Origin of the sequence: Candidatus Pelagibacter sp. (genome assembly GCF_052049935.1) — a bacterium.
Lineage (GTDB): Bacteria > Pseudomonadota > Alphaproteobacteria > Pelagibacterales > Pelagibacteraceae > Pelagibacter.
The window spans coordinates 67908-89039 of the sequence record NZ_JBNGZA010000001.1 but is presented as its reverse complement, the minus strand read 5'-3'; the positions used below and the strand labels follow the sequence as shown (position 1 = coordinate 89039).

Genomic DNA, 21132 nt, shown 5'->3' with positions numbered 1-21132 from the left:
TATTTTAAAAGGAGGAAAATGAATAAATTAGAAGAAATAGTAGATTTAAAAAGATATCCAATTCAAGACGTTCATTCAAAAGAACGTAAGGAAATGATTTCTCATTATAAAAATGAACTTGATGAAGTTGGTTGTTGTAAAATTCCAAATTTTATCAAACAAGAGTCTCTTGATAAAATGTTTAAGGAGGTTATAGCAAGACGAAAACATATTTATTGGTCAGATGAAAGTCATAATCCATATTTTAGTGTCAAAGATGATCAATATGAAAAAGATCATCCAATAAATACATTTAATGAGAGAAAAAATGGTTATTTGAATTCCGATGTTTTGAGTGATGATAGCGATTTAAGATATATTTACGAAACTGACGAATTAAAAGATTTTGTTTCAGATTGTCTAGGAGTTAAACCTATTTTTCAATGGGCAGATCCATTAGGTAGAAATCCTTATAACTGTATGGATCCAGGGCACACACTACCTTGGCATTTTGATAGTAATGAATTTACTTTAAGTATTTTAGTAAAAAAAGCAGATGAAGGAGGAGATTTTGAATATGTTCCAAATCTAAGAGCTCCAAGTGACAATAAATTTGAAGAGGTCAAAAGAGTTTTAAATGGTGATAGAGAAAAAGTGAGAGTATTAAAGTTAGGAGAAGGGGATCTTCAAATTTTTAAAGGAAGATTTTCAATGCATCGCGTAACGAAAATTAAAGGTAACACAACTCGTTACATTGCTTTACCAACTTATGTTTTGGATAGCTGGAGAGTTAACACCCCCGCACATTCAAAGATTGTTTATGGTAGAGCAATGCCTATTCATTATGAAAGAAATAAAAAACGTGATGATGATTTGGTAGATTAATGATTAAAGTAGGCTTTATTGGTTTAGGTAATATGGGAATGCCGATGGCTTTAAATCTTCATAAATCAAAAAAAATTGATTTATTAGGATATGATGTTAGTCAAAAAACAATTCAAAAATTTAAATCAAAAAAAGCAAAAGCAACTAACTCTTTGAAAGAGTTGATTAATTTTTCTGACATCATAATAAGCTGTGTACCTGGACCCAAACAAATAAAATTATTATCAGTAGGAAAAAATAAAATTATTGATCAATTAGACAAAAATAAAGTTTGGATAGATTGTTCAACTAATTCTCTTAGTTGTTTCAATTTTTTGAAAAAAAAACTTAAGAGAAAAATCAATCAATTTGTTGATGCCACAATATCAGGTGGAAATTTAAAAGCTCAATCAGGAGATCTATCCATATTCGTGGGAGGCCAAAAAAAAACAGTAAATAAGCTTAAATTTATTTTCAATATTTTAGGCAAAAATCTTTATTATCTAAATACAGCTGGAGCAGGTTATGCTGCTAAAATTGCTCAAGTAAGCCTTTGCTATTTGAATTATCTTTCCCTTTCGGAGTCTCTAATGCTTGGAGTAAAATCAGGTATTAAACCAAAAACTATGTTGGAGATTATAGATAAGAGCGCAAGTGGCGGTTATACATCCACAAGATATGGACCAAATATGATTAATGGTGACTATGATCCTTCATTCTTTTTAGGTTTATCGATGAAAGACTTAAATCTTGCAAATGAAATAATTAAATTACAAAAATTAGATCTACCAATAATGAATTTAACATCAAAAATTTATAAAAAAGCTATTAAAAAATTTGGACCTAATTCTAATCACTTAAAAGTAATTAAACTTTTAGAACAAAATAATAAATTAACTTTTTCAAAGGAGGGAAGATGAAAAATAACATCAGTGAAGCAGACTGGAAAGTAAGAGTAGATCTTGCAGCCATGTTTAGATTGACTAATATGATGGGTTGGGATGATACTGTTTGGAACCATATAACTGCCAGAGCACCAGGAACAGATCATACATTCTTTATGCATGAGATGGGTTTGTTGTATGAAGAAGTTAAAGCGTCAAACTTAATTAAAGTTGATGAACATGGAAAAGTTTTAGAGGGACCAGAAAAAGCAAACACTGCAGGATTTATTATTCATAGTGCAATTCATCTAAATCATCCTAATGCAAAATTTGTATTTCATGCTCATCCACCTTCAGCATTAGCTGCTACAACTCTTAAAGACGGTATTCCTCATTTAGTTCAAGATAGTTCAATGCTTTATGGAAAAGTCGGATATCATGAATGGGAAGGCTTATCGATAAACAAAGATGAAAGAGTTAGAATTGCAGAAAACATGGGAGACAACAAAGTTTTAATCATGAAGAACCATGGATTATTGACTGTTGGAGCTACAGCCGGTGAAGCTTTTATGAATATGTATTATGCAATTAGAATGTGTGAAGTTGCTATTCAAGCAACAAGTTCAGGTTTGCCTCTTGAGAGAGCTACTGAGGAAATGTGGAAATTATCTCAAAAACAGTATGATTTATTTTCACCAGGATTAAATGAGTGGCCAGCATTACTAAGAAGGTGTGATGCTAAAGATCCATCTTACAAAGAGTAATGATACAAACAAATTCTTTAGCTGACATTGTAGACAATGGCCTTTGTATTGGCTGCGGACTTTGCAAAAGTATTGCAGGTAATAATTCACTAAAGATGGAAATGAGTGACAAAGGTAATTTAGAACCTAAAGAATTAAAACCAATTAGCAATAAAACATTAGAAAATATTAAAAAAGTTTGCCCAGGAGTAATTGCAGAAGGACCAGAGGATCAAGAGGAAAATGAAGGATCAAATAAAGATATTATCTGGGGAAATTATTTTAGTTTATATTATTCATGGTCTAGCGATCCAAAAATTAGATTTCAAAGTTCAACAGGAGGGTTGCTAAATGGATTATCTTTATATTTGCTAGAAAAAAATAAAGTTGATTTTATTATGCATACAGCTGGTGATAAGGAAAACCCAATGCGTAATGTTGTTAAATATAGCTATTCCAAAGATGACTTATTAAATTGTGAAAGTAGATCAAGATATGGTCCATCATCACCTTTGAGTGAATTCCATAAAGCATTGGATAAAAAACAAACTTTTGCATTTGTTGGAAAACCTTGTGATGCAGGAGCGATAAGATTACTTGCTAAATTCGATGAACGAGTTGATCAATATTGTAAATATATTTTCACATTAGTTTGTGGTGGTTTTCAAGAATTGACAAAGTCACAAGAATTTATTGATAGCTTTAATGTTAAAGAACAAGAGCTTGAGGAGTTTAGGTATAGAGGTTTTGGAAATCCAGGTAGAATGTATATAAAAACTAAAGATCAAAAAGAGTTTGATAAAGATTATAATTCATTCTGGGGAGATGAAAGTAATTGGAAAGTTCCTTTTAGATGTAAAATTTGTCCAGATGCAATTGGTGAAAGTGCAGATATTGCAGCACTTGATACTTGGAGAGGTGGTTCTCCAAAAGGAGAAGATGAAGGTTTTAATGCTGCAGTAATGCGAACAAAAAAAGGAATTAAAATTTTTGATGAAGCTGTTGAAAACGGATATCTTGTGAAAGGTGATCAAATAACTATTGATGATATAAAAGATTTTCAACCTCACCAAACTACAAAAAAACAAGCAGTATATGCAAGACACCAAGGAATGAAAAAAAATAACTTACCATCAATTAATACTAAAAATTTGAGAATTGAAGAATTGTATAAATTAAATGATAATGATTTTAATAAAAAACAAGAAGAAGGTGTTGCAAAGAGAGTTGGTAAATTATGAAAATAACTAAATTATCAATTTGGAATATTAATCTTAAAAGTCACGAAACATATTATATGGCAGGTAATAAAACCTGTGATGAAGTAGAGAGTATAATCATTTCAGTAGATACTGATAGTGGCATTAAAGGTTGGGGTGAATGTTGTCCAATTCCTCATTATTTGCCAGCATATGCAAAAGGAATAACACCCGCATTAACAGAGATAGCACCAGTAATTATAGGATCTGATCCAGTTGGACCAGAGGCGTTGATGACAAAGGTAAATAAATATTTACAAGGGCATCCTTATGCAAAATCACCTTTAGATATTGCGTTGTGGGATATCACAGCAAAAGTTGCAAATTTACCTTTATATAGATTACTCGGTGGTCAAAAACAAAAAGACATGCCTTTATATCATTCCATAACTTGTATTGCTCCAGATGAAATGGTTAAAATTGCAAAGGAAAAACAAAAGGAAGGTATCACTCAGTTTCAAGTTAAACTTGGTGTTGATAATGATTGGAGAATTGACACTGAAAGATTAATTAAAATTAGAGAAGTTATTGATGATGGTTTTTTAGTTTATGGTGATTGGAATTGCGGAGCAACACCACTTGATGCAATAAGAACAAGTCGAGCAGTAGCTCATTTAGATATTATGCTAGAACAGCCTTGTGTTACTTTATCTGAATGTGCTTCAGTAAAACAAGCAACAGGTCTTCCAATGAAATTAGATGAAGGAGTTTATGATACAAAAACTCTTTTAGAAGGACATGAAAAAGGAATTATGGATGTAGCTGCTTTAAAACTTTCTAAATTTGGAGGAATTAGCGCAGTAAGAGATGCAAGAGAACTTTGTAATTATTTTGGAACTAAGATGTGTATTGAAGATACTTGGGGAAGTGATATAGCAACTTCAGCATTATTGCATCTAGGTACTAGTTGTGAGCCTTCAAGATTATTAAATGTTTGTGACTTATCTGGTTACGTTTCTCCAAGACTAGATAAAAATGGACCTACTAGAAAAAAAGGAAAAATTTCAGCTCCAGATGGTATAGGTTTAGGAGTTGAGCCAGACTTAGATATATTAGGAAAACCTACTGTTATTCTTGATTAATTTTAAAGAAAGAAATTAAATCTTTTTTAATATAGGTTTTAATTAATTATGAATATTAAATATAAGATTATTCAAAACAGTATTGCCTTAGTTACTATTAATGAACCAAAAACTTATAACTCTTTATCGTTTAAAAATTTAAGTGATTTAATCAAAGTATTTAAGAAGCTTGATAAAGATAAAAAAACTAAGGTAATAATTTTAGAAGGAGCTGGCAAAGGTTTTAGTGCAGGGCATAATTTAAAAGAGGTCAAAAGTTTAAAAGTTAAAAATAAATATCAGAAGCTATTTAATCTTTGTTCAAAATTGATGTTACAAATTGTTGAAGGAAAAAAACCCGTTATTGCCAAAGTCCATGGTGCTGCTTATGCTGCAGGATGTCAATTGGTTGCAAGTTGTGACTTAGCTTACAGTACAAAAGATGCGTTGTTTGCAACACCAGGAGTAAACATAGGATTATTTTGTAGTACCCCTATGGTTGCGGTTAGCAGAAAAATTCAAAGAAAACCTATGATGAAAATGTTATTAACTGGGGAACCGATTAAAGCAGATTATGCAAAAGAATTAGGTTTAATTAATGACTGTTTTCCTAAATCAAAATTAAATAATGAAGTTTTAAAAGTTGCTAAAAAAATTGCCTCAAAATCTAATCTTACAATTAAAATTGGTAAGCAAGCTTTTTATAAACAATTAGAAATGCCATTAAGTAAAGCTTATGCTTATACGAGTAAAATGATGACTTTAAATATGATGGCAATGGATGCACAAGAAGGAATTTCTGCATTTCTTCAAAAAAGAAAACCTGTTTGGAAAAATAGATAATGACAGATGAAAAAATAAAAGAAATTTTGTCAAATTCTAAAACAATTGCAATGATTGGAGTTAGCAAAGATACAAGTAAAACTTCGACTATAGTTATGAAATATATGCAAGAATATGGATTTAAAGTTATTCCTGTAAACCCACGATCTAAAGGTGAGAAAGTATTAGGTGAGGAGTTTGTGGGAAGTTTAAATGAAATAAAAGAACAAGTTGATATAGTTAATGTTTTCAGGCCTTCTAAAGAAGCAGAAGGTTTTGCAAATGAAACAGTACAAATAAAAGCAAAAACTTTATGGCTCCAACTTGGAATTAAATGTGAGAAAGCTAAAAGTATTACTTCAAAAAATAATATTGAGTATATTGAAAACCGATGTACAAAAATGGAATATCAAAAACACTTTCTAAAAATTAGGCAAGCCTTTCCAGTTTTAAATAATTAATGACAATAGTAAATTTCACACCTTATTCTGCGTTTATTGGAGGAATTATTATAGGTTTGGCTGTAGTAATTTTTTTCTTATTTAATGGAAGATTAGTTGGAATTAGTGGAATTGCAGCTAATGCTTTAAATCAAAAAGAAAGAAGAATTGATAATATTTTATTTTTAGTAGGTTTAATTATAGGTCCAATTCTATATGTTTTAATTTCAAATAAAGAAATTAATATTTCAATTTCAAATTCTTTACCTTTATTAATTGTAGCAGGATTATTAGTTGGTATTGGGACAAGAATAAGTGGAGGCTGTACAAGTGGGCATGGAATAAGTGGAATTGGCAGATTTTCTTTAAGATCAATTATAGCAACTATAACTTTTATGGTTGTTGGAATTTTAACAGTTTTAATTAAAAATTTTGTATGACTAGAGTGATTTCATTAGTTTCAGGAATTATTTTTGGAATAGGTTTGGTTATAAGTGAAATGATTAATCCTGAAAAAGTTTTAGGTTTTTTAAATTTATTTGGTAATTGGGATCCTTCATTAGCTTTCGTAATGATAGGAGCTTTAGTGGTATCTTCACCTTTATTCCATCTTATAAAAAATAAAGAAAAACCTATATGTGAAGTTTCATTCAATATTCCAAATAATAAAGAGATAAATAAAAAATTGGTTTTAGGCTCAGCAATTTTTGGAGCGGGTTGGGGGCTTGGTGGTCTGTGTCCAGGTCCAGCAATTTCATCAATTGCTCTAATCAATTATTACTCTATTACTTTTGTTATATCGATGTTTGTTGGATTTTATATTGTTAGGTTATTTGAGTCTACAACCCAAGCTCGGTGATAAAAATTATCAATATTTTTTTGAATTAAACTTTTAGCAAAATCTTCAGCTTTATCTTTAGAAAAAGGTCCATGTTCGTTTTTTGTATCTTCTTTTATTGATTTTATATCATTAGGATCAGCGTGCTCACCTTCAATTACATAGTAATTTTCCATAAAATCCTTATATAACTAGTTTTCAAATTATGAAGAAAATTTTTTTAGTATACGGACACTACAATGACGCATCATTTAATGCTGCAATTAGAGACGAGTTCATAAAAACATCAAAAGAAAAAGGCAACCAAGTTGATGTTGTTGACCTATATAAAGAAAAATTTAATCCAGTTTTTGCAGGTGAAGAACCCGATAAAGAAGTCTTAGATCATAGAAAAAGAATAGAAGAAGCTGATACTATTGTTTTAATAGCTCCCATATGGAATTTTAGAATGCCAGCAATTGTTGAAGGTTGGATAGATAAAGTTTTAGCGCCACCTTGGGCTTTCAGATTTAAACAATTAGTTGGAAACTATGGTTATCCAATAGGAAACTTAAAAAATAAAAAAGCCGTAATTTTTTGTACATATGGATCTCCAAGACTAGCTATTACAACTTTCTTTTTAAACTTACCAATAAGAAGATTAAAAAGAGGAGTTTTCCATATGTGTGGAATTTACAATATTAACTATAGAAGATACTTTGCCGTTCCTTTTGTAGGTGAAGAAAAAAGAAAAGAATTTTTACGAGATGTTAGAGAAACTGCAAATAATGTTTAGATCATTAGTTATTCTATTAATGCTCACTTGTATGGCAAAAGCAGATTTAATAGAGCCAAATAAAGATATCTCTCCAAAACAAGTAGTGGAAATCCAGTTAAAAGGATTAATGAATAATGACAAAGATTTTACTGATAGTGGAATTGAGCAAACCTGGAATTTTGCACATCCAGCCAACAAACAGGTTACAGGCCCACTTCCAAGATTTAAGACTATGTTAAAAGGAAAATCTTATTCAATGATGATTAATCATTTAGAGCATACAGTCACCCAATTAGCATTTGGCGACAATTGGGCTCAGTTTGAGGTCATAATTTTAGGAAAAGATAAGAACTATCATAAGTTCAATTGGCAAGTTGAAAAATTAACCTCTGAAGGACCACTTAATGATTGCTGGCTCACGACCATGGTGTCCCAGCCTATATCTCTAGGTAACTCAATTTAATTATCCACAGATACATTTTTGTTTCGGATTATCTAAAAATTTAGTAGGAATCTGAAAATGAAAACTAAAACAAAAGTAGTCGTTGTTGGTGGTGGAGTTGTTGGTGTAAGTGCTCTTTATCATTTAGCAAAAAAAGGTTGGTCAGATGTAGTTTTAGTTGAGAGAAAAGAATTAACTTCAGGTTCAACTTGGCACGCAGCAGGTTTACTTCCTTTATTCAACATGAGTTACTCAGTTGGACAACTTCATAAGTACGCAGTAAATTTATATAAAACACTAGAGGAAGAAACAGGAAAAAATGTTGGCTTTAGTGTTGTATCAAACATTAGACTTGCAAGCACTAAAGATAGAATGGATGAATATTATCAATATGCAGGTGTAGCAAAAACAATTGGTGTAGATGTAAAATTTTTAAAACCAGAACAAGTAAAAGAAATTTGGCCACTGTGCCATACAGATGATTTAGTTGGAGCAATTCAACACCCTGAAGATGGATATATTCAACCAGCTGATTTAACTCAAGCTCTTGCAACAGGTGCAAGAAATAGAGGAGCAGAGATTTATAGAAACACAACAGTATTAGCAATGAGACAAACCAAAGATGGTTGGATTGTTGAAACAGACAAAGGATCTATTGAATGTGAACATATAATATCTTGTTCAGGAAATTTTGCTAGACAAACAGGTGAGATGGTTGGTTTGGAAATACCAGTAATACCTGTCGAACATCAATACATTGTTACAGAACCCCATCCAGAAATTCAAAAAAGAAAAAAAGAAGGCTTACCTGAAATGGGAGTTTTAAGAGATAGTGATAGCAGATGGTACATGAGAGAAGAAGCTGGCGGATTAATTTTAGGTCCTTATGAAGATGGAGCGCCAGCTTGTTATGTTGAAGGTCCATCAAAAGAATCTGAGTATGAATTATTTCAAGAAGATTTAGATAGACTTGCGCCACACATTGAAGGTGCAATTCATAGAGTTCCAGCTTTTGGAGAAGTGGGTGTTAAAAAAGTTTATAATGGTGCAATTTGTTATACACCAGACGGAAATCCAATTGTTGGTCCTGCATGGGGATTAAAAAATTTCTGGATTAATGAAGGACACAGTTTTGGTATCACTGCTGCAGGTGGAGCAGGTTGGCAATTAGCAGAATGGATTGTAGATGGTGAACCAACTATTGATATGCTTGGTGTAGAACCAAGAAGATATGGTAATTATTGTTCTAAATCATATTTAAAAGCTAAAAATGAGGAAGCTTATAGTCATGTGTTTATAGTTCATTATCCAGACGAAGAAAGGCCTGCTGCAAGACCTTTAAGAACTTCTCCTTGCTATGAGAGAATGAAAAACTTAGGTGCAGTGTTTGGTCAAAAATTTGGATGGGAAAGACCAAACTTTTTTGCAACAGATGGAATGGAGCAAAAAGATGATTGGTCATTTAGAAGATCAAAATGGTTTGATGCAATTAAAAAAGAATGTCAGAATGTAAAACAAAATGTTGGTCTATTGGATATGACTGCATTTGCTAAATGTAGAATTAAAGGACCTAAAGCAGAGGAATTTTTAGATTTCTTAGTTGCTAATAAACTTCCTAAGAAAGTTGGAAGAATAAATTTATGTCATGCCCTTAATACAAAGGGTGGAGTTCATTCGGAATTTACAATCATGAAAGAAGCAGAGAATAGTTATTATTTGGTTTCAGCTGGAGCTAACCTTAGATTAGATCATGATTGGATACAAAAGTGGATGCCAACAGATGGATCGGTAATATTTGAAGATCTTACAAACAGCAACGGTGTGTTGGTTGTTGCTGGTCCAAAAGCAAGAAAACTAATGGAAAAAGTTTCTAAAGACGATTTTTCAAATGAAAACTTTAAATGGTTAACAGCTAAAAAAGTAGATGTTGGTTACGCACCAGTAAATGCAATGAGAGTCAACTTTGTCGGTGAGTTAGGTTGGGAACTGCACCATCCAATTGAATATCAAAATCATATATTTGATAAATTAATGGAAGCAGGAAAAGAATTTGGAATTAAACCATTTGGAATTAGAGCAATGAATAGTTTGAGAGTTGAGAAATCTTATAAATTAGTTGGTACAGAGCTTTCAATTGAATATTCACCTTACGAATCTGGTCTTGATAGGTTCATACATCCTAACAAAGGCAAATTTATTGGTCTTGAGGCTTTAAATAAATGGAGAGAAAAAGGTTTTGATAACAAACTTGTTACATTAGAAGTTCACAATACTGAAGATGCAGATGTGTTAGGAAACAACCCAATATATCAAAACGACAAAGTCGTAGGTAGAGCAACTGGTGGAGAGTATGGATTTAGATTAGATAAATCTATAGCTCTTGCAATGGTGAAACCTGATGTTGCGACAGTTGGCGAAAAATTAAAAGTTGATATTTTAGGTAAAATGTATGAAGCTACTGTATTAGATGAAAGTCCATACGATCCAGAAAATAATTTATTGAGAGCTTAATGAAAATCTTAGTCGCAGTAAAAAGAGTAATTGATTACAACGTACAAATAAGAGTTAAAGAAGATGGAACAGGTGTTGTTACTGACAATGTTAAAATGTCAACTAATCCACCTGATGATAATGCAGTTGAAGAAGCAGTAAAAATTAAAGAAGCGGGAAAAGCAACTGAAGTAGTTGCAGTTACTATTGGAGAAGAAAAAGCTCAAGAAACAGTTAGAAAAGCTTTAGCGGTTGGTGCTGATAGAGGCATTCATGTTAAAGTTGATGGAACGATTGAACCTTTAGCAGTATCAAAATTATTACAAAAAGTTGTAGAAAAAGAAAATCCAGATTTAGTATTTATGGGTAAACAAGCAATTGATGATGATTGTAACCAAACTGGTCAAATGTTAAGTGCCTTATTAAAATGGCCTCAAGCAACTTTTGCTTCAAAAATAGATGTTAAAGATGGAAAATTAGAAGTTGTTAGAGAAATTGACGAAGGTTTAGAAACAATTGAAATAAATGTTCCAGCAATTATCACATGCGATCTACGATTAAACGAACCTAGATATGCTTCATTGCCAAACATAATGAAAGCAAAGAAAAAACCAATAGAACAATTAAATGTAACAGACCTTGGTGTTGATACAGCTCCAAGAGTTGAAGTATTAAAAGTTGAGGAACCACCAAAAAGAAAAGCAGGTATTAAAGTAGCAAATGTTGCTGAACTTGTTCAAAAATTAAAAAATGAGGCAAAGGTGATATAATGTCAGTACTTCTTTTAGCAGAACACAACAATAAAGAATTAAAACCATTTACTTTAAATGCAGCAACAGCTGCTTCACAAATTGATGCAGATGTTCATGTTTTAGTTATAGGAAATAATTCTGCAGATGTAGCAAAAACTTTATCTGAATTACCTTTGGTTAAAAAAGTTCTAACTGTTGAAGCACCACATTATGAAAACTTTGTTGCAGAAAATTTTGCACCAGTTGTAATTAAATTAGCTGAAAATTATTCTCACATTGTTTGTTCAGCTAACACGTTTGGAAAAAATTTAATGCCAAGAGTAGCAGCAAATTTAGATACATCTCAGATTAGTGATATAACTAAAGTCATTTCTGCTGATACTTTTTTAAGACCTATTTATGCAGGTAATGCATTTGCAACAGTTAAAAGCAATGATCCAAAAAAATGCGTAACAATTAGACCAACATCTTTTGATCCTTGTGAAACAAGTGGGGGTTCAGCTCCAATTGAAAAAATTGATCCAAGCGATGAATTTGTATCTACAAAATTTGTTAAAAGAGAAGAAATAAAATCTGATAGACCTGAACTTGGAACGGCTAGAGTTGTTGTTTCTGGCGGAAGAGGAATGCAGAATGGAGATAACTTTAAACTTATTACAGCAATAGCTGACAAACTAAATGCAGCAATTGGAGCATCAAGAGCTGCTGTAGATGCAGGCTATATAAGTAACGACCATCAAGTTGGACAAACTGGAAAAGTAGTGGTTCCAGATTTATATATTGCAGTCGGTATTTCAGGTGCAATTCAACATTTAGCTGGAATGAAAGAAAGTAAAATTATTGTTGCTATCAACAAAGACGGTGAAGCACCAATTTTCAGTGTAGCCGACTATGGTTTAGAAGCAGATTTATTTGAAGCGCTTCCTCAATTCTTAGAAGAATTGAACAAATTAAACACTATACAAAAATAACAAATCCTGTACAAAATTATCTCATGACAAGAGAGTCGATGGAATATGATGTTGTAATTATTGGTGGAGGACCATCAGGATTAGCTACAGCAATCAAACTTAAACAATTAGACTCTAATCTGAATGTTTGTCTTTTAGAAAAAGCTTCAGAAATTGGAGCACATATCTTAAGTGGAAATGTTTTTGAAACTAGAGCTTTAGATGAGCTTTTGCCAAATTGGAAAGAATTAAATTCACCTATCAAAACCAAAGTAAGTAAGGAAAAATTTTTATTTTTAGGAAAAGAAAAATCAATTAGTTGGCCTACGTGGTTATTACCATCGGTACAGCAGAACCATAAAAATTATATTATTAGCTTAGCTAATTTATGTAGATGGTTAGCAGAACAAGCAGAAGCTTTAGGTGTTGAAATATTCCCAGGTTTTCCAGCAAGTGAAATTCTCTACAATGATGATGGTTCTGTAAAAGGTGTTGCTACACAAGATATGGGTATAGATAAAGAGGGTAATAAAAAAGACAGCTATGAACCTGGTATGGAATTACATGGAAAAGTAACAGTATTTGCAGAAGGATGTAGAGGTCATTTAGGTAAACAATTAATAAGTAAATTTGAATTGAATAAGGGAAAAGATCCCCAACAATATGGAATTGGTTTTAAAGAAATTTGGGAAGTAAGTGAAAAAACTCATGAAGAAGGTTTAGTTATGCACACAGCTGGTTGGCCTTTAGATAATAACACTTACGGTGGAAGTTTTATGTATCATGCAGAGAATAAACAGGTGTTTCTAGGTTATGTTATTGGTTTAGATTATAAAAATCCTCATCTCTCACCATTTGATGAATTTCAAAGATTTAAAACACACCCAGCAATAAAGAAAATAATTGAAGGTGGAAAAAGAATTTCCTATGGAGCAAGAGCATTAATTGAAGGTGGCATTCAAAGTTTACCAAAAATGTTTATGCCAGGTGCATTATTAGTTGGTTGTGATGCTGGAACATTAAATATGCCAAAAATAAAAGGATCTCATACTGCTATGAAAAGTGGAATGATTGCAGCTGAAACAATAGTTGATCATTTAAAAGAAAATAAAGAATTATCTAATTATGAGGAAAGATTTAAAAATAGTTGGTTGTATGAAGAATTGTTTAGAGCAAGAAATGTAAAACCAAGTTTTAGCTGGGGATTAATTTTAGGTATAATTTTTACAGGTATAGATCAAATTTTATTTAGAGGTAAATTACCTTTTACTCTTAAACATAAGCATGCAGATCACGAAACTTTAAAACCAGCTAATGAAATGCCAAAAATAGATTATCCTAAACCTGATAATGTTATTACATTTGATAAAACAAGTTCAGTGTATTTAACTGGCACTAACCATGAAGATAATCAGCCAGTTCATTTAAAATTAAAAGATCCAGAATTACCCATAAAATATACGTTAGAAAAATTTGATGAGCCTGCACAAAGATATTGTCCAGCAGGTGTCTATGAAGTTCAAAAAGAAGGAGACATAAATAAATTTGTAATAAATTCTCAAAATTGCATTCACTGCAAAACTTGTGACATAAAAGAACCATCTCAAAATATTACTTGGGTAACTCCTGAAGGTGGTGGTGGTCCTAAGTATGGAAATATGTAGATCTTAAGAAAGATCTATTGCAAATTTTTTTAAAGTTTCAATTGGAATTAGTTTTAAAGTATTTTCGTGAGTACTTTTCAATTTAATTGGACAACCTTTACCAGCTTCGACTGCCCGTGCATACCAAGTCGCACAAACACACCATCCATCTCCATCTTTTAATCCTGGAAATCCAAATTCTGGATGAGGTGTAATTAAATCATTACCAGCTTCTTTACACCATTCTAAAAATTCAGTTGTAACTTTTGCACAAACAGTGTGAACACCACGATCATTTTCATCAGTGTTACAACATCCGTCTCTATACCAGCCTGTTAGTGGATCTTGTGAGCAATCCTCAAGTTCTTCTCCAAGAACATTTTTTTGTTTTTCTGACATTAAATTTTTGTTGGATTAGGTTGACCTTTATAAACTTCTTCAGGATCAAACTTTTTTTCATCTTCAAGAAATTTCATTTCGATTTTTCTTGCATTATCAATTGGACCTAAAGGAATTGATCTATAAAAACATGAACGGTATCCAACATGGCAACTAGCACCTTCTCCAATATCTACTGTAAGCCAAACCGAGTCTTGATCATCGTCAATTCTGATCTCTGTAACTTTTTGAACAAAACCACTTGTTTTACCTTTATGCCAAATAGCTTTTCTTGATCTACTGAAATAATGAGCTTCTTTAGTTTCTATTGTTTTTTGAAATGCCTCAACATTCATATAACCATGCATTAAAATATCCTTTGTTTTTGCACACATAGTTATGACTGGAATTAATCCGTCATTATCAAATTTTGGTGAAAGAAGATTTCCTTCTTCTATTTCCTCAACATTTTCTCTTTTTTTGAACATAAGAAGTGATTTTGTAGCACAATTTTGTTTATATTAAATATTTTAAAAATATTAATTTATATGTATAAGTCCCTACGATGAAGTTAGTAAAAGATACCAATTTAAATGAACAATCAAAAAAAGTTTCAGACGATGAAGCTTTAGATGCTTTCAGAACTATACTTAGCTGGATGGGCGAAGATCCAAGTAGAGAAGGATTAATTGAAACTCCAAAAAGAGTTTTAAAAGCATATAAAGAGTATTTTGGCGGTTACAGCTTAGATGCGAATAAAGTTTTAGAAAAAACATTTGGTGATGTTGAAGGTTACGATGACATGGTTGTTGAAAAAAACATCTCAGTTACAAGTCATTGCGAGCATCATATGGCACCAATAGTAGGTACAGCGCATTTAGCATACATTCCAAAAGACAGAGTTGTGGGTTTAAGTAAACTTGCAAGAGTTGTTGAGGTATTTTCAAAAAGATTACAAACTCAAGAAAGACTAACAATGCAAATTGCACAATCTTTAATGACTGCGCTTGATGCTAAGGGTGTTGCTGTTACTATCGATGCTGCTCATCAATGTATGACTATGAGGGGAATTAAAAAAGAGAACGCTACTACTGTAACAAATTATTTCCTTGGCCAATTTAAAGAAGATCTTTCAATTCAAAATAGATATTTAAGGTTTATAAGCAAATAAAGTGTCAGACAATTTCAAAGCTATAGTTCTCAATCAAGAAGGTGAGAACTTTTTAAGAGAAGTAAAATCAATAGACAAAAGTTTTTTAAAACACGGTGATGTAACTGTTAAAGTTGAATACTCAGACTTAAACTTTAAAGATGGAATGATTTTAAAAAATGGTGGAAGACTTGTAAAAGAATTCCCTCATATTCCAGGTATAGATTTTTCAGGGACAGTTATTGAAAGTGAAAACTCAAAATTTAAAGAAGGCGATAAAGTAATTTTAACTGGATTTAGAGTTGGTGAAGTTTTTTATGGTGGCTATTCTCAAATAGCAAAAGTTGATGGAAATTTTTTAGTAAAAAAACCATCAAATCTTACTTCTAAACAAGCTATGATTTTAGGTACAGCTGGTTTTACATCTTTGATGAGTGCATTTGCAATTCAAGCTCGTGAAGGAATATTATTAGGTGAAAAAGTAAATGATGTTTTAGTAACTGGTGCAACCGGTGGAGTAGGTAGTGTAGCGGTAATTGCTTTAAGTAAACTTGGATACAATGTTACTGCAGTAACAGGAAAAGACTCTAAAGCAGATTACTTAAAATCACTTGGGGCAAAAAATGTAATTAATAGATCAGAATTTGATAAAGATCCAAAGTTAATTGATAAAGGTTTATGGGATGGAGTTGTTGATACTGTTGGTGGAAAAATATTAGCTAACACAATAGTTCAAACAAAACCAAATGGAATAATAGCTGTTTGTGGAAATGCAAATACCAATGAACTTAATACAAATGTAATTCCATTCATGTTGAGAGGAATTAAATTATGGGGAATGGATTCAGCAAATTGTAGCATTAAAAGAAGAGAATTTATTTGGGGAGAAGCAGCAAATTTAATCGATTTTAGTTTAATAGAACCATCTGTTCAAACTGTAAGTTTAGAGGAGTTAATTGAAACTTATCCTAAAATATTAAAAGGAGAGATATCAGGTAGAGTTTTAGTGGATCTTAATAAGTAATGGATTGGGATAAATTAAAAATTTTTCATGCGGTTGCAGAAGCTGGAAGCTTTACTAACGCGACAATTAATTTGAATTTAAGTCAATCAGCAATCAGTAGACAAATTCAATCTTTAGAACAAGATCTAAAAGTTCAATTATTTGAAAGACATGCAAGAGGTCTTACACTTACAGAAAATGGCGAATATGTTTTCAAAACAGCTCATGAAGTAATTAGTAAACTTAAAGAGGTGGAAACTTCTTTAGGAGATCAAAAAAATAAGCCAACTGGAAAACTTACAATCACAACTGTAAGAAGCTTTGGAACTCACTGGTTAACACCAAGAATTCAAGAATTTATGAGGCTTAATCCAGAAATAGAAATTGAATTAATCTTTGAGGATAAAGAATTAGATTTGAGCACAAGACAAGCAGACATTGGTATTTTTATGAGAAGACCTAAGCAATTAAATTATATTCAAAAAAAATTGATTGATCTTAAATATTACATCTATGGTTCAAATAAATATCTAGAAAAATTTGGAATGCCAAAAACTATAAATGATTTAAATAAGCATAAATTTATCTCATTTGGTAAAGGTGCCCCTTCACCAGTTTATAATCCAGACTGGGCATTAAAATTGGGTATGCCTGATGGAAAAAAAAGAAAAACTATCATGAAAGTAAACAGTGTAATGGGTTTACTTCTAGCAGTAGAGTCTGGGGTTGGATTAGCAGCATTACCTGAATATTTAGTTACCAATTCTTCAAATGTGATAAAAGTTCTTCCAAAATCAGAAGGACCAATAACTGAAGCGCATTTCGTTTATCCTCAATCATTAAAGAATACTGCAAGAGTTCAAGCATTTAGAAATTTCTTATTTAGTAAAATAGGAGATTGGAATTCGTAAATATAAAGGTTGACAAACCATATTGCGATTGATAATCATTCGCAACTAGATTAATTCTCAATTATTTAATCATTAAATATGAAATTATTGGCTGTTGTATTATTTGTAATTAGTTTTTTTAGCAATTTAGCAATTGCTGAAGAAGTAAATGTTTTTAGCTCAAGACATTATGATTCTGATATTCAATTATATAAAAAATTTACAGCTGAAACGGGAATAAAAGTTAATGTTGTTTCTGGAAAAGATAAAGCACTACAAAAAAGAATTAAAGAAGAAGGTAAAAATTCAAAAGCAGATTTATATATTACAGCAGATGCTGGAAGATTAGGATCGTTTGAAAAAGATGGAATGTTTCAAACAACCACTTCACCATTTATCAAAAAACAAGTTCCAGAAACATTAAGATCTAATAATTGGACGGGTATAGCTAAAAGGGCAAGAGTAATTTTTTACTCAAAAGATAGAGTTTCTGATGAGGAAATTAAGAATTTACGATACGAAGATTTAGGAAATGAAATTTGGAAAAATAGAATTGTTATAAGAAAATCAGATAATATCTATAATCAATCTTTGATTGCCTCATTAATCCATAATAATGGAAAAGATAAAATTCAATTTTGGTTAAAAAATTTTGTATCTAATTTTGCAAGATCACCTAAAGGAAATGATCGTGCTCAAATTTTAGCAGTTGCGGCTGGTGAAGCAGATTTATCAATCGCTAATACTTATTATTATGCATTAATGTTGTCAGGTCAAAAGGGTAAAGAACAAAAAGAAGCAGCAAAAAAAGTAACACCTTATTTTCCAAATCAAAATGATAGAGGTACACATATCAATATAAGTGGAGTAGGAATTTTAAAAAATTCCCCTAATCCTAAGAATGCCTTAAAACTAATTGAGTTTTTACTAACAGAAGAAGCTCAAAGGCATATTGTAGAAAACACTTTTGAATATTCTATTCTTGATAATGTTAAGTCTCATGAATTAATTGAGTCTATGGGAAACTTTAAACAAGATTTAAAAACACCTGTGTCAGAATTTATTAATTATCAATCAGATGCATTTAAAATGATGCTTATTTCGGGATGGAAATAGATGTCTAGTAGAATAAATATTTGGTATCTAAGTTCATTCTTAATTTCTCTATTTGTTGCTATCCCAATTTTGACAGTTTTTGGAAGTTTTTTTGAAAGTACTGGTTCTTATAGCTCTGTTTTAAAAGATACTTTCTTATTTGAGTATATTTTCAATTCATTATTACTTTTATTTGGAGTTTTAATTATTACTTTTATTATTGGAGTAGGAGCTGCTTACTTAGTTTCATTCTATGAATTTCCAGGAGTTAATTTTTATAAGTGGGCTTTAATCTTATCATTTGCAGTGCCTGCTTATATTTATTCATATTCATTAACAGCATTTTTTGAAAATTATGGCACAGCATTTGCAGTTTTGACAAATCTATTTGGTGAAGGTGATTACAATAAATATATTCCTAAATTGGATGGCATGATTGGAGCAATAATTTCTATTTCGTTTTCAATATTTGGATATGTGTATGTTCTAACAAGAGCCTCATTTAATTATCAATCTCAAAATTTAATTGATCTTGGAAAAAATTTAGGATTTTCCAAATCAAAATCTTTTTTTAGAATAATATTACCTTCAGCAAGACCAGCTATAATTGCTGGACTTTCTTTAGTTGCAATGGAAACATTATCTGATTTTGGTTCAGTATCATTTTTTGGAATATCTACTTTGACAACTGGAATTTATAATGCTTGGATTGCATTTGATGATTTAGTTTTAGCCAATAGAATATCATTTTTCTTGCTCCTCTTTATTTTAGCCTTGTTTTTCATTGAAAATTTTTCAAGAAAAAAAGCCCAGTATCATTCATCAGCTAAAGGTGGTTTTAAAACTAAATCAAAGATTAAACTTCAAGGTTATAAATCTAAAATAGCTAGTTTAATATGCGGAAGTATATTTTTTATAAGTTTTGTGTTTCCAGTATCACAAATGCTTTACTGGACAATAATTTTTCCAAAACATTTTAATGATTTAAATATCTTAGAATTAATATTTAATACCATTACTTTAGTAATTTTGTCTTGTTTAGTGCTAATTTTGTTTGCCTTTGTTTCTAATTATGGAAATCGAATATCAAGAAGTAAATTTTTAGAGGCGTTAACTACTTTTTCTATTTCTGGATACGCAATTCCAGGAATAATCTTAGCTGTAGCATTTATTAGTTTTATATCTTTCGTAGACTTTACAATGTCAAACTTTTTAAATCTTAAATCAATTTTTATAGGATCAATTTTTGGATTAGTTATAGTTTATTTTATTAGATTTTACTCTTTGGCTAATAATGGAATTAAATCTGGATATTTAAAGATAAATTATTCTATTGATGAAAGTGCTTATTTATTAGGTTATTCAAAGTTTAAAACTTTTACTAATATTCATTTACCATATTTAAAGAATTCAATTTTATTAATAGGAATTTTGTTATCTATAGAGATTATAAAAGAGTTACCAATTACATTAATAATGAGACCATTTAATTTTGAAACATTTGCAACTAAGGCTTATACATTTGCATCACAAGATTTATTAGAAGCGGCTGCCGCTCCATCTTTAATATTAATTGTTATTGCAAGTATTTTTATTTTAACTACATCTAAATACATATTAAGAGATTAATGAAAAAAAGTTTTTTAGAAATTGAAAACGTAACTTTTGCAGCTAGCAATAAAAACAAAGTTAACAATGTTTCATTTAATATTGAAAATGAAGGAGATATTGTTTGTTTACTTGGGCCATCTGGTATTGGTAAAACTACAATTCTTAGAACAATTGCAGGATTAGAAAAAATCAATTCAGGTAAAATAGTTCTTAATGAAAGATTGTTGTCATCAAAAGAAAAACATGTTGAGCCTGAAAAAAGAAATATATCTTTAGCTTTCCAAGATAATTCATTATTTCCACACTATACAGTTTTAGAAAATATTTCTTTTGGTGCTGAAAGAAATAAACGAAAAAAAAAATTAAAAATTGATGATGTAGTAAATTTTTTACATCTTGATCATATTGTAAATAAGTATCCTCACCAAATAAGTTCAGGAGAAGCTCAAAGAGCATCTTTAGCAAGATCATTATTGTCAATGCCAGATCTATTATTATTAGATGAGCCTCTTTCAAATGTAGACCAAAGTTTTAAAGAGGAAATTCAGGTAAAGTTAAAGCAAATTCTGAGTGAGTATAAAATAACAACTATAATTGTTACACACGACTCTTATGAGGCATTTTACTTAGGAAGCAAATGTGGGATTATTTTAAATGGTCAACTAAAACAATATGATGATCCTTACAATGTTTATCATTTTCCAAATTCAGTAGAAGTAGTTAATTTTTTAAATAGAGGAATATTAATTCCTGCAAAAGTTACAGGTGAAAACTCATTAGAAAATAAAGATCTTGGGACTATAGAAGGAAATTTTATCAAGCATTATCCAAAAGGATCAGAAGTAAAATTACTTCTACAACCAGAAGATCTAGAACATGATGATAAAAGTAATTTAAAATTAGAAGTAGTTGATAGAAAATTTAGAGGTACAAACTTTATTTATACCCTCAAAACACCAAGTGAAATGTTAATACCTGTTTTTGTTCATTCACACCACATTCATCAACACGAAGTTGATGAAAAATTTGGTATTAAAAGACCGATTCATATTGATCATATAGTTTGCTTTTAGTAAACGTC

At 30.8% G+C, this 21132-nt stretch carries 24 protein-coding genes; 21 read left to right on the top strand and 3 right to left on the bottom strand.

The features are described from left to right. The first annotated feature begins 18 nt into the window (after positions 1 to 18). From ACTT90_RS00385 to ACTT90_RS00345, 9 genes are read left to right on the top strand one after another with little or no spacing between them, the layout of a single operon-like run. Positions 19 to 864, top strand: coding sequence for a HalD/BesD family halogenase (locus tag ACTT90_RS00385; protein ID WP_440936927.1), 846 nt, complete (start codon positions 19 to 21; stop codon positions 862 to 864). Continuing rightward, a complete protein-coding gene (locus ACTT90_RS00380; protein WP_014953486.1) occupies positions 864 to 1763 on the top strand; it encodes an NAD(P)-dependent oxidoreductase in 900 nt (299 codons plus the stop codon). The genes ACTT90_RS00385 and ACTT90_RS00380 overlap by 1 nt, the downstream gene beginning before the upstream one ends. Further along, complete coding sequence (locus ACTT90_RS00375; RefSeq protein ID WP_440936926.1) at positions 1760 to 2491, top strand: class II aldolase/adducin family protein; 732 nt, start codon at positions 1760 to 1762, stop codon at positions 2489 to 2491. Before ACTT90_RS00380 ends, ACTT90_RS00375 begins: the two co-directional genes overlap by 4 nt. Next, positions 2491 to 3711 (top strand): Coenzyme F420 hydrogenase/dehydrogenase, beta subunit C-terminal domain, encoded by a 1221-nt coding sequence (locus ACTT90_RS00370; RefSeq protein WP_440936925.1) that lies wholly within the window; start codon positions 2491 to 2493, stop codon positions 3709 to 3711. Before ACTT90_RS00375 ends, ACTT90_RS00370 begins: the two co-directional genes overlap by 1 nt. After that, positions 3708 to 4811 (top strand): mandelate racemase/muconate lactonizing enzyme family protein, encoded by a 1104-nt coding sequence (locus ACTT90_RS00365; protein ID WP_440936924.1) that lies wholly within the window; start codon positions 3708 to 3710, stop codon positions 4809 to 4811. Before ACTT90_RS00370 ends, ACTT90_RS00365 begins: the two co-directional genes overlap by 4 nt. A gap of 48 nt (positions 4812 to 4859) precedes the next feature. Further along, positions 4860 to 5633, top strand: coding sequence for an enoyl-CoA hydratase (locus ACTT90_RS00360; protein WP_440936923.1), 774 nt, complete (start codon positions 4860 to 4862; stop codon positions 5631 to 5633). Then, on the top strand, positions 5633 to 6073 hold the full coding sequence (locus ACTT90_RS00355; protein WP_440929894.1) for a CoA-binding protein: 441 nt from the start codon (positions 5633 to 5635) through the stop codon (positions 6071 to 6073). Before ACTT90_RS00360 ends, ACTT90_RS00355 begins: the two co-directional genes overlap by 1 nt. Then, positions 6073 to 6492, top strand: coding sequence for a YeeE/YedE family protein (locus ACTT90_RS00350; RefSeq protein ID WP_440936922.1), 420 nt, complete (start codon positions 6073 to 6075; stop codon positions 6490 to 6492). Before ACTT90_RS00355 ends, ACTT90_RS00350 begins: the two co-directional genes overlap by 1 nt. Further along, a complete protein-coding gene (locus ACTT90_RS00345; protein WP_440936921.1) occupies positions 6489 to 6911 on the top strand; it encodes a DUF6691 family protein in 423 nt (140 codons plus the stop codon). Before ACTT90_RS00350 ends, ACTT90_RS00345 begins: the two co-directional genes overlap by 4 nt. On the opposite strand, the gene ACTT90_RS00340 is transcribed toward ACTT90_RS00345, so the two are convergent. Continuing rightward, entirely contained in the window at positions 6869 to 7066 is a 198-nt protein-coding gene (locus ACTT90_RS00340; protein ID WP_440936920.1) for a DUF4170 domain-containing protein, read from the bottom strand. The two genes, ACTT90_RS00345 and ACTT90_RS00340, sit on opposite strands and share 43 nt — an antisense overlap. A gap of 29 nt (positions 7067 to 7095) precedes the next feature. Between ACTT90_RS00340 and ACTT90_RS00335 the strand changes: the two genes are divergently transcribed. From ACTT90_RS00335 to ACTT90_RS00310, 6 genes are read left to right on the top strand one after another with little or no spacing between them, the layout of a single operon-like run. Then, positions 7096 to 7665: an NAD(P)H-dependent oxidoreductase gene (locus ACTT90_RS00335; RefSeq protein WP_440936919.1), complete on the top strand. Its 570-nt coding sequence runs from the start codon at positions 7096 to 7098 to the stop codon at positions 7663 to 7665. Further along, positions 7658 to 8110, top strand: a complete 453-nt coding sequence (locus ACTT90_RS00330; protein ID WP_440936918.1) for a hypothetical protein — start codon at positions 7658 to 7660, stop codon at positions 8108 to 8110. Before ACTT90_RS00335 ends, ACTT90_RS00330 begins: the two co-directional genes overlap by 8 nt. A gap of 57 nt (positions 8111 to 8167) precedes the next feature. Next, positions 8168 to 10600, top strand: coding sequence for a GcvT family protein (locus ACTT90_RS00325; protein WP_440936917.1), 2433 nt, complete (start codon positions 8168 to 8170; stop codon positions 10598 to 10600). Then, on the top strand, positions 10600 to 11349 hold the full coding sequence (locus tag ACTT90_RS00320; protein ID WP_440936916.1) for an electron transfer flavoprotein subunit beta/FixA family protein: 750 nt from the start codon (positions 10600 to 10602) through the stop codon (positions 11347 to 11349). Before ACTT90_RS00325 ends, ACTT90_RS00320 begins: the two co-directional genes overlap by 1 nt. Beyond that, positions 11349 to 12302, top strand: coding sequence for an electron transfer flavoprotein subunit alpha/FixB family protein (locus tag ACTT90_RS00315; RefSeq protein ID WP_440936915.1), 954 nt, complete (start codon positions 11349 to 11351; stop codon positions 12300 to 12302). Before ACTT90_RS00320 ends, ACTT90_RS00315 begins: the two co-directional genes overlap by 1 nt. A 23-nt stretch (positions 12303 to 12325) precedes the next feature. Beyond that, positions 12326 to 13945, top strand: coding sequence for an electron transfer flavoprotein-ubiquinone oxidoreductase (locus tag ACTT90_RS00310; RefSeq protein ID WP_440936914.1), 1620 nt, complete (start codon positions 12326 to 12328; stop codon positions 13943 to 13945). Between the two features lie 3 nt (positions 13946 to 13948). On the opposite strand, the gene ACTT90_RS00305 is transcribed toward ACTT90_RS00310, so the two are convergent. Continuing rightward, complete coding sequence (locus ACTT90_RS00305; protein ID WP_440936913.1) at positions 13949 to 14323, bottom strand: DUF2237 family protein; 375 nt, start codon at positions 14321 to 14323, stop codon at positions 13949 to 13951. Further along, positions 14323 to 14790 (bottom strand): phosphoribosyl-AMP cyclohydrolase, encoded by a 468-nt coding sequence (gene hisI / locus ACTT90_RS00300; RefSeq protein ID WP_014953470.1) that lies wholly within the window; start codon positions 14788 to 14790, stop codon positions 14323 to 14325. Before hisI ends, ACTT90_RS00305 begins: the two co-directional genes overlap by 1 nt. Positions 14791 to 14867: 77 nt before the next feature. On the opposite strand from hisI, the gene folE reads away from it, so the two are divergent. From folE to ACTT90_RS00270, 6 genes are all read left to right on the top strand, one after another. Then, positions 14868 to 15473, top strand: coding sequence for a GTP cyclohydrolase I FolE (gene folE / locus ACTT90_RS00295; protein WP_440929883.1), 606 nt, complete (start codon positions 14868 to 14870; stop codon positions 15471 to 15473). Between the two features lies 1 nt (position 15474). Beyond that, entirely contained in the window at positions 15475 to 16476 is a 1002-nt protein-coding gene (locus ACTT90_RS00290) for an MDR family oxidoreductase (protein WP_440936912.1), read from the top strand. Beyond that, positions 16476 to 17366: a LysR family transcriptional regulator gene (locus ACTT90_RS00285; protein ID WP_440936911.1), complete on the top strand. Its 891-nt coding sequence runs from the start codon at positions 16476 to 16478 to the stop codon at positions 17364 to 17366. The genes ACTT90_RS00290 and ACTT90_RS00285 overlap by 1 nt, the downstream gene beginning before the upstream one ends. A 78-nt stretch (positions 17367 to 17444) precedes the next feature. Continuing rightward, complete coding sequence (locus ACTT90_RS00280; RefSeq protein ID WP_440936910.1) at positions 17445 to 18461, top strand: extracellular solute-binding protein; 1017 nt, start codon at positions 17445 to 17447, stop codon at positions 18459 to 18461. Then, positions 18462 to 20069, top strand: a complete 1608-nt coding sequence (locus ACTT90_RS00275) for an ABC transporter permease (RefSeq protein ID WP_440936909.1) — start codon at positions 18462 to 18464, stop codon at positions 20067 to 20069. Continuing rightward, positions 20069 to 21124, top strand: a complete 1056-nt coding sequence (locus ACTT90_RS00270; RefSeq protein WP_440936908.1) for an ABC transporter ATP-binding protein — start codon at positions 20069 to 20071, stop codon at positions 21122 to 21124. The genes ACTT90_RS00275 and ACTT90_RS00270 overlap by 1 nt, the downstream gene beginning before the upstream one ends. Positions 21125 to 21132: the final 8 nt, after the last annotated feature.

Excerpts from the sequence above, each read along its gene's own strand:
- ACTT90_RS00270 (WP_440936908.1), top strand. The coding sequence starts at position 20,069 with ATGAAAAAAAGTTTTTTAGAAATTGAAAACGTAACTTTTGCAGCTAGC.
- hisI (WP_014953470.1), bottom strand. The coding sequence starts at position 14,790 with ATGTTCAAAAAAAGAGAAAATGTTGAGGAAATAGAAGAAGGAAATCTT.
- ACTT90_RS00375 (WP_440936926.1), top strand. The coding sequence starts at position 1,760 with ATGAAAAATAACATCAGTGAAGCAGACTGGAAAGTAAGAGTAGATCTT.
- folE (WP_440929883.1), top strand. The coding sequence starts at position 14,868 with ATGAAGTTAGTAAAAGATACCAATTTAAATGAACAATCAAAAAAAGTT.
- ACTT90_RS00350 (WP_440936922.1), top strand. The coding sequence starts at position 6,073 with ATGACAATAGTAAATTTCACACCTTATTCTGCGTTTATTGGAGGAATT.
- ACTT90_RS00360 (WP_440936923.1), top strand. The coding sequence starts at position 4,860 with ATGAATATTAAATATAAGATTATTCAAAACAGTATTGCCTTAGTTACT.
- ACTT90_RS00385 (WP_440936927.1), top strand. The coding sequence starts at position 19 with ATGAATAAATTAGAAGAAATAGTAGATTTAAAAAGATATCCAATTCAA.
- ACTT90_RS00365 (WP_440936924.1), top strand. The coding sequence starts at position 3,708 with ATGAAAATAACTAAATTATCAATTTGGAATATTAATCTTAAAAGTCAC.
- ACTT90_RS00380 (WP_014953486.1), top strand. The coding sequence starts at position 864 with ATGATTAAAGTAGGCTTTATTGGTTTAGGTAATATGGGAATGCCGATG.
- ACTT90_RS00345 (WP_440936921.1), top strand. The coding sequence starts at position 6,489 with ATGACTAGAGTGATTTCATTAGTTTCAGGAATTATTTTTGGAATAGGT.
- ACTT90_RS00335 (WP_440936919.1), top strand. The coding sequence starts at position 7,096 with ATGAAGAAAATTTTTTTAGTATACGGACACTACAATGACGCATCATTT.
- ACTT90_RS00305 (WP_440936913.1), bottom strand. The coding sequence starts at position 14,323 with ATGTCAGAAAAACAAAAAAATGTTCTTGGAGAAGAACTTGAGGATTGC.
- ACTT90_RS00285 (WP_440936911.1), top strand. The coding sequence starts at position 16,476 with ATGGATTGGGATAAATTAAAAATTTTTCATGCGGTTGCAGAAGCTGGA.
- ACTT90_RS00340 (WP_440936920.1), bottom strand. The coding sequence starts at position 7,066 with ATGGAAAATTACTATGTAATTGAAGGTGAGCACGCTGATCCTAATGAT.
- ACTT90_RS00315 (WP_440936915.1), top strand. The coding sequence starts at position 11,349 with ATGTCAGTACTTCTTTTAGCAGAACACAACAATAAAGAATTAAAACCA.
- ACTT90_RS00370 (WP_440936925.1), top strand. The coding sequence starts at position 2,491 with ATGATACAAACAAATTCTTTAGCTGACATTGTAGACAATGGCCTTTGT.
- ACTT90_RS00280 (WP_440936910.1), top strand. The coding sequence starts at position 17,445 with ATGAAATTATTGGCTGTTGTATTATTTGTAATTAGTTTTTTTAGCAAT.
- ACTT90_RS00310 (WP_440936914.1), top strand. The coding sequence starts at position 12,326 with ATGACAAGAGAGTCGATGGAATATGATGTTGTAATTATTGGTGGAGGA.
- ACTT90_RS00330 (WP_440936918.1), top strand. The coding sequence starts at position 7,658 with ATGTTTAGATCATTAGTTATTCTATTAATGCTCACTTGTATGGCAAAA.
- ACTT90_RS00275 (WP_440936909.1), top strand. The coding sequence starts at position 18,462 with ATGTCTAGTAGAATAAATATTTGGTATCTAAGTTCATTCTTAATTTCT.
- ACTT90_RS00320 (WP_440936916.1), top strand. The coding sequence starts at position 10,600 with ATGAAAATCTTAGTCGCAGTAAAAAGAGTAATTGATTACAACGTACAA.
- ACTT90_RS00355 (WP_440929894.1), top strand. The coding sequence starts at position 5,633 with ATGACAGATGAAAAAATAAAAGAAATTTTGTCAAATTCTAAAACAATT.
- ACTT90_RS00325 (WP_440936917.1), top strand. The coding sequence starts at position 8,168 with ATGAAAACTAAAACAAAAGTAGTCGTTGTTGGTGGTGGAGTTGTTGGT.